This window comes from Streptomyces pyxinicus (assembly GCF_024753135.1).
In the GTDB taxonomy this organism is placed as follows: domain Bacteria; phylum Actinomycetota; class Actinomycetes; order Streptomycetales; family Streptomycetaceae; genus Streptomyces; species Streptomyces pyxinicus.
Window position 1 is genome coordinate 22,448 of sequence record NZ_JANUGP010000050.1, and the last position, 10,324, is coordinate 32,771.

Genomic DNA, 10,324 nt, shown 5'->3' on the forward strand with positions numbered 1-10,324 from the left:
GGGGCTACTCCGCCCGCGGTTGCCGGAGGCGGTCCCCGATCTCGCCCTCGGCCGCCGAGAGTTCGGTGATGATCTCGGTGCCGAGCGCGTAGGCGGGGACGCCCGCCGTGATGAGTGCGGTCTCGGCGACCCCGATCAGCTCGGCGATCTTGGCGCCCGCGTACAGCGCCCCCTGGGCGTGGATGCGCGCGGGGTGGGCCCAGCCGAGTGCCAGAAGCTGGCCGAAGTGGACGAGCTGCTGCACCCGCGCCTCCAGCGGGTTGTCGGTCAGGACGATGTGCCGCAGGGCCGCGATCGCCTCTTCGGTGGGCAGCCGCCCGAAGTCCTCGGCCAGCCGCAGCCGGGCCTCCACACCGCCCGGTACGGCGCCGAGGGTCGCCCGGTAGCGCTCCCGCACGGCCTCGGCCCCTCCGGCCGCCGCCCGGCCGGTCCGCGTCGTGGCGTCCGTCATGACGCCACCCGTGCGATCGACGCCGCCCGGGCGATCGCGGTCCGCACGGCTTCCACGGCGCCTTCGGGGAAGTCCACGGCCCCGCCGATCGCCGCGGCGGCGAGTTCCGCCTCGGCGCTCTCCTCGATGGCCACCAGGAGGTGTGCGGTGGCCGCCGGGTCCGGGCCGAACACGAGCAGGCCGTGGTTGGCGAGCAGCACCGCGGCCGTCGTGGGACGGCTCTCCAGCACCTCGGCCATGCCGCGGACCGACACGTCCGATCCGCGCGGCCCCCAGGGGACCACCGGGACGTCCTCGGCCTGTCCGAACCGCAGCATCGGCTCGGTGCGGCACGGCAGCGGCCGGTGGGCCACGGCGAAGGCCGTGGCGGCGGGCGAGTGCGTGTGGATGACCGCCCCCACCTGCGGGCGAGCGCGGTAGACGGTGCTGTGCATGGCGATGATCTCGGCACTGACCGACCGCAGCCGCCCGGCGACGACCTGCCCGTCCAGGCTGACGGTCGCCAGTTGCTCGGGCCGCAGCCCGCGGACGAATCCCGGGGTGAGCAGGAAGCTGTCGTCGTCGAGTCGGGCACTGAGGTTGGCGTGCCCGGAGTGGGACATCACCCCCGCGGCGAAGAGCCCCTCGGCGGCCTCGACCACCTGGTCGGCCCGCTGCTTACCCGTCCGTGCGTCGGTCACGTCTCCTCCTGAAACCGGTCGGCACCGGCGGCTCGTCCGCCGCTGCCCTCGTGCCGACCACTGTTCAACTTGAACTAAGGTTCAAGTCAAACGCCCGGGGCGGAGTGGGGAGAGTGCGAAGGTGCCGGACGCGGTCATGACGATCGGACAACTCGCCGAGGCCACCGGGGTACCCGCGTCGGCCATCCGCTTCTGGGAGCGCCACGGCCTGCTGCCCGTACCCGAGCGCCGGAGCGGGCAGCGGCGCTACGCCCCGGAGGCCGCCGAGCGGATCGTGGTGCTGCGCACGTACCAGCAGGCCGGGCTGACGCTGGAGGAGATCAGGGAGTTCCAGCGCGACCAGCCGCACCGGCAGGCGATGATCCGCGCCAAGATCACCGAGATCGAGCAGCGCACGGTCGATCTCCGGCACGCCACTCAGCTCCTGGAACACGCCTTGCAGTGCGGCGAGGAGGACATCGTCACCTGCCCCAGGTTCCGCGACACGATGGCGCGGTGGTGAACGCGGTCCCCCTGGCCGAAACCAGTCACCCCTCCGGGCTATTCTGGCCGGCGTACCTGGACACGGGGTGCCCCCGCGCGGGGGCTGAGATCACACCCGTTGAACCTGAACCAGTTAGGACTGGCGGAGGGATGTCGTATGTCGTTGCCGTACGCCCATGAAGAGACGGCCGTCGCCGAGGCGCGGGGTGTCTTCGACGGCCGGATGCCGACGGCACCCGGTGATCTGCGGGTGGAGGCGCGCGGGATCGCGCCGGTTCCCGAGGACGCCCGCTACGGCAGCCCCCGGCGGCTGTTCACCGTGTGGTTCGCCCCCAACCTGACGATGACCGGCGTGTTCACCGGCACGGTCGGGGCGGCCCTCGGGCTGGACTTCGGTACCGCGTTGCTCGCCGTGGTGCTCGGCACCCTGCTCGGTGCGGTGCCGACGGCCTATCTGGGGACCTGGGGCAGCCAGACCGGGGCGGGTCAGCTGCCGCTCGCGAGGCTGGCGTTCGGACGGGGTGTCGTACTGCCGGGGGCCCTGCAATGGCTGTCGTCCATCGCCTGGGACGCGCTGATCGGGCTGTTCGGCGGGGACGCGCTGGCCCAGCTGTTCGGCTGGCCGTTCTGGCTGGGTGTGCTGGTGATGCTGGCCGCGCAGGGGGCGCTGGGTGTGATCGGGTACGAGGCGATCCACCGCCTCCAGACGGTGATGACCTTCGCACTCGCCGCCGCCCTCGCCGCGCTGGCGCTGAAGCTCGCGCACGGCACCCAGCCCGCGACGACCGCGACCGTGCACGGCGCCGACCGGGCGGGCGCCTTCGTGCTGACCTGCACCATCGCCCTGAGCCTCGCCCTCTCCTGGTCGCCGTACGCCAGTGACTTCAGCCGCTACCTGCCGCGCACGGCGTCCCGTCCGCGCATGTTCTGGTGCACCCTGCTCGGTGTCGCGGTGTCCTTCGTCGCGGTGCAGGCGCTCGGTCTGTGGGGCGCGGCGCAGTTCACCGACCAGACCGCCCGCGGTGTGGACCGGCTGCTCGGCGGCGGGGCGCTCGGCGCGTTCGGGCTCCTCGCGGTCGCACTCGCGGCGCTGTGCAGCAACGCCATGAACGACTACAGCGGATCGCTGGCGTTGCAGACCGTCGGCGTACGGCTGCCACGGCCGGTGGCCGCCGCGCTCGCCGCGGTACTGGGTTTCCCGCTCGTGCTGTGGATGCACGCCGCCGACACCACCGCCCGCTTCCAGAACGTGCTGCTGTTCGTCGGCTACTGGATCCCCGCCTTCGTCGCGGTCGTGATCGTCGACTGGGTGGCCCGCGGGCGGGCGCGCGGCGGCCGCCCGGTCGACCTGGCGGCGGAGCAGGCACAGCCGTGGTGGCCGGCCCTGACGGCGTTCGTGGCCGGCTTCGGCGTCGCGGTGCCCTTCATGAGCACCAGCCTGTACGTCGGCCCGGTCGCCCGGGCCCTGCACGGCGCCGATCTCGCGTACCCCGTGGCCTTCGTCGCGGCGCTGCTGGTCTACGCACCGTTGCGCACCAGGCGCTGAGCGTGTCCTTTCGGGGTGACGGTGAACCGGGGCCGGCCCCCGACGATCCGGGTGCCCTTTCTCAGGTCACCGGTCCCGTCGGGGGCCGGCACAGCGGCCTCGGCAGGTCAGGCGGCGAGCCCGGGGCCTGCCGCCCAGGCCTGGATCACTGGCCCTCGACGACCCCGGAGGCCGCGATCTCGACCTTGCCCTTGGGCGCGCCGGACTGCGAGCCGAGGGACTCGATCTGGTCGACCAGTTCCTGGCCCTCGACGACCTCGCCGAAGACGACGTGCTTGCCGTCGAGCCAGGGGGTCACGATGGTGGTGATGAAGAACTGCGAGCCGTTGGTGTTGCGGCCGGCGTTCGCCATCGACAGCAGGTACTTGCGGTCGTGCTTCAGCTCGAAGTTCTCGTCCTGGAACTTCTCGCCGTAGATGCTCTTGCCGCCGGTGCCGTTGTGGTGGGTGAAGTCACCGCCCTGGAGCATGAACTGGGGGATGACGCGGTGGAAGCCCGAGCCGGCGTAGCCGTAGCCGTTCTGGCCGGTGGCCAGCTCCCGGAAGTTGCGCGCCGTCTTCGGCACGACCTCGTCGAAGAGACGGAAGACGATCCGGCCGGCCGGGGCGCCGTTGATGCTGATGTCGAAGTAAACGTTGCTCATGACGCTCATCCTGCCACTTCGGTGTCCGCAACTCCGAAACGGCCCAGGTGTCGGCCGTGACGGATGTGTTTCCCGCCCCCGTCGGGGAGCGTCAGACCCCGGACCGGCCTCGATCGGCCGAAGCCCGGCGTCACACGAGCTGCCAGAGATGGTCCGCCGTCCCGTTGTCGTCGAACTGGACCACCCGCGCGCTGTCGGCGGTGGACATCAGGTCGACGCCGAGGACCTTCCCGGAGTTCTTGTTGCGGACGCGGTACCAGCCGTCGCCGTTGTCCACCAGCTGCCACAGGTGATCGGCCGTCCCGTTGTCGTCGTACTGCACCACCCGCGCGCTGTTGGCGGTGGACATCAGGTCGACGCCGAGGACCTTCCCGGAGTTCTTGTTGCGGACGCGGTACCAGCCGTCGCCGTTGTCCACCAGCTGCCAGAGGTGGTCGGCCGTCCCGTTGTCGTCGTACTGCACCACCTGCGCGCTGTTGGCGGTGGACATCCCGTCGACGCCCAGGACCTTCCCGGAGTTCTTGTTGCGGATCAGCCGGTACGCGGCGGCCTGCTGCCACGGCCGGCCGTTCGGCGAGGCGGTGGGGAAGGCGGAGATCCGCAGCCGGGCGGCCCCCATCGGGATCAGCGTCACGGTCTCGACGGCCGCGGTGCTGCGGGCCGGCGAGTCCTGCACCGGGGACACCACGTGCTGGCCGTCGGCCTGCCATTCGGCGATCTTCCGCGCGGGCGCGGTGATCCGCACCGGCACCGTGTCCCGGGTGAAGGGATCGGCGGGCAGCGCGCCGCCGCTGCGGCGGAACGTCCAGGTTCCGTCGTTCGGCGCGAGTCCGTAGTTCCATGCCGTGGTGGCGTGCACCTCGTACTCGGGGAACCGGGAGGTGCCGGCGTACTGCACGTATTTCTCGCCGATGCTGAGCGAGTAGGTGAGGGGTCCGCGGTCGACGGCGGTGACGCCGTGGTTGCCGGACCAGGTGCGCAGCACGGTCGACTGCGGGAACCGCAGCGTCACGGTGTCGCCGTTGCGCCAGGTGCGCCGGACCACGGTCCAGGACGGGCCGGCCGCGGCGGAGACGGCGGCGCCGGCGGCGGTGATCTGCGGAGAGCCGCACCAGCCGGGAATGCGCAGATACAGCGGGAAGGCGAGCGGCTTCGGTGCCGAGATCGTCAGGGTGACCGTGTCGTCGAAGGGGTAGTCGGTGGTCTCGGTGACGGTCACCGCGGTGCCGTCGGCGACCTTCGCGGTGACCTGGCTGGGCGCGTACATCGCCGCCGCCAGCCCCTTGTCGGGAGTGGCGAGCCACAGCTCCTCGGTGAAGTAGGGCCACCCCATACCGTAGTTGTGCGGGCAGCAGCGGTACTGGTCGACGCCCGGCATGAACGCCTGCATGGCGAAGCCGTTCTGGAACTGCCCTTCCGTCTTGGGGGCGTTGTCGAGGTCGACGCTGTTGGCGCTGGTGATGTAGTGGACGCCCTTGCCGGACGGATCGAGCGCCGCCGGCAGCGAGTTGAAGGCCAGGTCCTCGCAGCGGTCGGCCCATACGGCGTCGCCGGTGATCCGGGTCAGCAGCTGATGGCTGGCCATGAACTCCACGATGCCGCAGGTCTCGAAGCCCTGCCGGGGATCACCGAACCCGGGCCGGGCGTTCTCGTCGCCGGCGAACCCGCCACCCGGGAACTGGCCGTAGGAGGTCATCACCGACGTGTAGTTGCGGTAGGCGGCCCGGGTGAGCGCGGTGGACGGTGAACGCAGCGCGTACTGGGCGGGCTCGCGGAATCCCTGCGCGATGTTGACGTTGTGCGACGACGGGAGGTTGTCGACCCAGTTGGCGCCGTTGGCATGGATCTTGTCGGCGAGGTCGAGGAGGAAGGAGTCACCGGTGCGGTTGTAGAGCCAGAAGACGCTGTCCAGTCCGTCACCCCAACGCACCGACACCCAGCTCTGGTTGAAGGCGGAGGGGCCCTGCGCGTTCATGAACCGGAAGAAGCCGGTGAGCAGCGTGAGGACGCGGCTGTCCCCGCTGTACTCCTGCCAGTTGCGCAGCGCCCAGGTCAGCGGCAGGAAGGGCCAGAAGTCCGGGCCGCCGCCGAGCGAGGTGCGCAGGGCGGTGGGGCCGAACCAGCCGTCGGGCTGCCGGGTGGCCACGATCGCGTCGATCCACTGGCGGACGGCGGCCAGCGCGGTGGCGTCCTTCGTGAGGACCGCCAGGTCCACATAGCCCCGCAGCCAGTACGGGACCTCCTCCCAGCCGGTGCGCTCGGGGTGCGCCCAGCCGCTGTCGGACATCACCAGAAAATGTGAGATCGCGGCGTACTGGCCGCACAGCCCGGCGAGTTGCTGACGCAGCCGGGCGTCGAGCCAGCCGCGCGCGGTGACCGCACCGGGCGGCAGCCGCAGGAACGCGGTGGGGGCGAGGGGCGCGGCATTGGGCGCGTAGAGGCCGCCGGAGGCGGGGGCGATACGCGATGCCGCCGGGGCGCGTACGGTCCGCGCGCCGTCGGCCGCCCGCGCGGTGCCGGGCACGGCGAGCGGAAGTCCGCTCGCCCCGGCCGTGGCGAGCGCGGTCTTGACGAAGTGCCGGCGGTTCAGGGGCATGGGGGCCGCCTCCTGGCGCAATCGGGACGTGGCTGACCGGGGCTCCCGAGCCGGTTTCCGACGGCGCGGCGCCCGAGGATTCCAACGTTGGAAACCTGACGGTCAGTCGGCATGACAGCACGGACCACGGACCGTGTCCAGAGGCTGGACAGGAGGCGGAGCGGAGTCTGCGCAGGAGGCGGAGCGGTTCCAGCGGCACATCACCGCGTCGCGTCAGCGAACTCACGGCCCGGTGGCCCGAACCCCACCCGTTGACGTGAACCTGCCCGCGCCGTACCTTCCCGAGGAGCACACGCTCTGCTCCGGCACCCCTCCCACCCCGCCCCTGCCCTCAGCTCGCACGCATCGAAGACAACGTTGTCAGAACACCCCGAACAGTCCTGCCCCGCACGCTGCCTGGCGGTTCCTCACGGACCCGGCGGGCACGAGCCCTAGGAGCACGACGGACATGAGACTCACGAGACTCGCCCCCCGACCACCCGCGACCCTGGGCGCCGCACTACTGGCCGCGACCACCGCGGCCGCTCTGGCGACGACGTTCCTGGTCGCCCCGCCGGCAGCGGCGGCCCCGCGCTCCGGGGCCCTGGCGACCGCCCCCGCCGGCCTCGTCAACCCGTTCATCGGCACCTCCAACGAGGCCAACGACTTTCCCGGGGCCGACGTGCCGTTCGGCATGGTGCAGTGGAGTCCGGACACTCCGTCCCGGCCGCCCGGGGGCGGGTACGAGTACAACGACACGTCCATCACCGGCTTCAGCCTGACGCACGTCGCGGGTCCGGGCTGCGGCGCCGGCGGGGACGTCCCGGTACTGCCGACCATCGGCGCGGTCAGCACGTCGGCGGCCGACAGCTTCTCCCACACCAACGAGAGCGCCGCCGCGGGCACGTACAAGGTGTCCCTGGACAACAAGGTCACCACCGAGCTGACCGCCACCAAGCGGAGCGGCATGGCGCGCTTCACGTTCCCCGCGACCACGCAGGCGAACCTGATCTTCAAACTGACGGGCAGCCAGAACGGCGCGAGCAACACGCAGTTCAACGTCGTCTCCCCCACCGAGGTCAGCGGACAGGTCACCAGCGGCCGCTTCTGCGGGGCCGGGAACACCTACACCGTCTACTTCGACATGGTGTTCGACCAGCCGTTCAGGACCAGCGGCACCCCCGCGGCCACGTCCACGTTGCGCAGGCCCAGCACCCAGGGTGCCGGCAAGAACACCCCGGAGAAGCCCAACAAGCCGGTCCTGCACGGCACGTCGCACTCGGCATCCGCTCCCCGGGCGGCAAGCCAGAACGGTTACGTGACCTTCGACGCGACCGCCCACCCGACCGTGCAGGCCAAGGTCGGCATCAGCTACGTCTCCGTCGCCAACGCCGCCGCGAACCGCGCCGCGGAGAACCCGGGCTGGGACTTCGACGCCACGCGCACCGCCGCCCAGAACACCTGGAACACCGAACTGAGCAAGATCCAGGTAGGCGGAGGCACCACGGCCCAGCAGCGGATGTTCTACACAGCCCTGTACCACTCCCTGCTGCATCCGAACGTCGTCAGCGACTCCAACGGCCAGTACGCGGGATTCGACGGCCGCACGCACACCGTCGACTCCGGTCACCAGGCCGTCTACGGCAACTACTCCGGATGGGACATCTACCGCTCCCAGGCGCAGCTGGAGGCACTCGTCGATCCACAGGCCGCCTCCGACACCGCGCAGTCCATGCTCGACGACTACCGGCAGACCGGCCTCTTCCCCAAGTGGTCGGAGTACAACGGCGAGTCGTACGTGATGGTCGGTGACCCGGCCGCCGCGATCATCGCCGACTACCACGCCTTCGGCGCCCGGCAGTTCGACACCGCCGAGACACTCCAGGGACTCGCCGCCCAGGCGTCGAAGACGAACAACGACCGTCCCGGACTGAACTACCTGGACTCCCCCGGCTGGATGCCGCACGACGGCAGCTACGGCTGCTGCAACTTCTACGGGCCGGTCGCCACCACCCTGGAGTACAACACCGCCGACTTCGCCCTGTCCGCTCTCGCGGGCGCGCTCGGTGACAGTGCCAAGCAGAAGACGTACGCCGCCCGGGCACAGAACTGGCGCGACGTCCTCAACCCCGCCTCCGGCTTCGTCGAGCCCCGCGACGCGAACGGTTCCTGGACCGGCGGATTCGATCCCACCAGCGGTGACGACATGGTCGAGGGAGACTCGTTCATCTACACCGGCATGGTCCCCTTCAACGTGGCGGGACTCGCCCGGGCCAAGGGCGGCAACACCGCCATGAACCACTACCTCGACACCGTACTGCGCAGCTTCACCGGCGAGAACGGCTACGCCTGGGTGGGCAACGAGCCCAGCATCGAACTGCCTTGGGAGTACGACTACACCGGGGCGCCGTACAAGACACAGGGCACCGTCCGCGCGATCCAGGACCAGATCTGGTCGGACACTCCGAGTGGTCTCGCCGACGGCAACGACGATCTCGGTGCGATGAGTGCCTGGTACGTCTGGTCCGCCCTCGGCATGTTCCCGCAGACGCCCGGCACGTCCGACCTCGCTCTGGGCTCCCCGGTCTTCCCCCAGGCCGTCGTCACACTGCCCTCGGGCAAGACACTGACCGTCAACGGGAACGGCGCCGCCGACAACGCGCCGTACGTCCAGTCCGCGACCTGGAACGGGGGCTCCTGGAACAACGCCTACGCCCCCACCACGGCCCTCACCTCCGGCGGCACCCTGACCTACGCGCTCGGCACCACCGCGAACACCGCCTGGGCCGCGGGCAGCGCCGCCGCGCCGCCTTCCTACGCCGGCGGTGTCACGGCACCGGCGACGCCCCGCGTCGGTCCCCTGACCTCGGCCATCGCCGGTAGCAGCGGCCCACTCTGCCTCGACGACGCCGACTCCGGCACCGGGGACGGCACGCACCTCCAGATCTGGGGCTGCAACCAGACCTACGCCCAGGACGTGGTGATCGCCGCGGACAACACGCTCCGTGTCCTGGGCAAGTGTGTGGACGTCAGCAACAGCGGCACCACCGACGGCACTTCGGTACAGCTCTACCGCTGCAACGGCACCGGCGCCCAGCAGTGGAAGCAGGGCCCGAACGGCTCGCTCGTCAACCCCGGCTCCGGAAAGTGCCTGGACGACCCCGGCTCCTCCACCACCGCCGGCACCCAGCTCCAGATCTACACCTGCAACAGCACAGCCGCACAGACCTGGAAGCTGCCACCCACACCGACGACATCCGCCGACCGGTCCACGGGCGCCGCGGAGTCGTCGTCTCGGCGGCACTGACACCCCGCTCAAGCACTCGCCTCCTGGAGGGGGCAACTGCGCGACAGGCGGGGGCGAAGACAGCAGCGGCCGAGCCGTTGCGATTCGGCATGGACGAAGGGGCCCGCCTTTGTCGGGCGGGCCTCGCTGATTTCGGCGGTCAGGCAAAGTCGGCTGTCTGGCAGCCGACCCAACGTTCCGAAACAACATACCTAACGCATGGCCTGTCCCGAGAGGCTGGGTACATCTGCCGAACGGGCGATGCTCGGAGCCGGTGAGGTCGCCGGGCCAGACACGATCTGCGGTGTGCTGTCATTTGCAGGACAGCATGTGCTGTTGTGATGATGTGATGCATGTCTGAACACGGGGGTGCGGCGGGACAGCCGCAGATGGCTCCGCGATCACGTCTGACGGACTACGCGGAAATGGCGGCAACTACACCTGCCCATTCCGCCACGTCTTCGCACAGCCATCGAGACACGGATCAGCATTCGGAAGGTCGGCAGTGCCTCGGCGAGGCGGAGGACGGTCTGAACTCCGACGCGTCACACGCTCGTGCGTTTGCGATGAAATTCGCCGCGCTGCTGGGCGAGTTCCGCCGTACCGCTGTCCTGGTCCCGCTGGGTGACGGCCCGGGGCCGGTGGAGGAACGCGGACTGA

The 10,324-nt window shown here is 70.6% G+C and carries 7 protein-coding genes and 1 riboswitch; of the genes, 3 read left to right on the forward strand and 4 right to left on the reverse strand.

What is annotated here, in order from left to right:
* Positions 1 to 4: 4 nt before the first annotated feature.
* Together NX794_RS34590 and NX794_RS34595 are read right to left on the reverse strand one after the other, a co-directional pair.
* The gene (locus NX794_RS34590; RefSeq protein WP_258783662.1) at positions 5 to 451 is read right to left on the reverse strand and encodes a carboxymuconolactone decarboxylase family protein; all 447 of its coding nucleotides are present in this window, start codon (positions 449 to 451) and stop codon (positions 5 to 7) included.
* The gene (locus tag NX794_RS34595) at positions 448 to 1,131 is read right to left on the reverse strand and encodes a class II aldolase/adducin family protein (RefSeq protein WP_258783663.1); all 684 of its coding nucleotides are present in this window, start codon (positions 1,129 to 1,131) and stop codon (positions 448 to 450) included. The genes NX794_RS34590 and NX794_RS34595 overlap by 4 nt, the downstream gene beginning before the upstream one ends.
* A gap of 136 nt (positions 1,132 to 1,267) precedes the next feature.
* Between NX794_RS34595 and NX794_RS34600 the strand changes: the two genes are divergently transcribed.
* A complete protein-coding gene (locus NX794_RS34600; protein WP_258783664.1) occupies positions 1,268 to 1,633 on the forward strand; it encodes a MerR family transcriptional regulator in 366 nt (121 codons plus the stop codon).
* A 53-nt stretch (positions 1,634 to 1,686) separates the two neighbouring features.
* Positions 1,687 to 1,782, forward strand: a riboswitch (TPP riboswitch).
* Entirely contained in the window at positions 1,772 to 3,160 is a 1,389-nt protein-coding gene (locus NX794_RS34605; RefSeq protein WP_258783665.1) for a purine-cytosine permease family protein, read from the forward strand. (Overlaps the previous riboswitch by 11 nt.)
* 145 nt (positions 3,161 to 3,305) lie before the next feature.
* On the opposite strand, the gene NX794_RS34610 is transcribed toward NX794_RS34605, so the two are convergent.
* Both NX794_RS34610 and NX794_RS34615 read right to left on the reverse strand, forming a co-directional pair.
* On the reverse strand, positions 3,306 to 3,803 hold the full coding sequence (locus NX794_RS34610) for a peptidylprolyl isomerase (RefSeq protein ID WP_428986017.1): 498 nt from the start codon (positions 3,801 to 3,803) through the stop codon (positions 3,306 to 3,308).
* A 130-nt stretch (positions 3,804 to 3,933) separates the two neighbouring features.
* Positions 3,934 to 6,399 carry a beta-L-arabinofuranosidase domain-containing protein gene (locus tag NX794_RS34615; RefSeq protein ID WP_258783669.1) on the reverse strand — a complete coding sequence of 822 codons (2,466 nt, stop codon included), beginning with the start codon at positions 6,397 to 6,399 and terminating at the stop codon, positions 3,934 to 3,936.
* 448 nt (positions 6,400 to 6,847) lie between these two features.
* On the opposite strand from NX794_RS34615, the gene NX794_RS34620 reads away from it, so the two are divergent.
* On the forward strand, positions 6,848 to 9,685 hold the full coding sequence (locus NX794_RS34620) for a lectin (RefSeq protein ID WP_258783670.1): 2,838 nt from the start codon (positions 6,848 to 6,850) through the stop codon (positions 9,683 to 9,685).
* Positions 9,686 to 10,324: the final 639 nt, after the last annotated feature.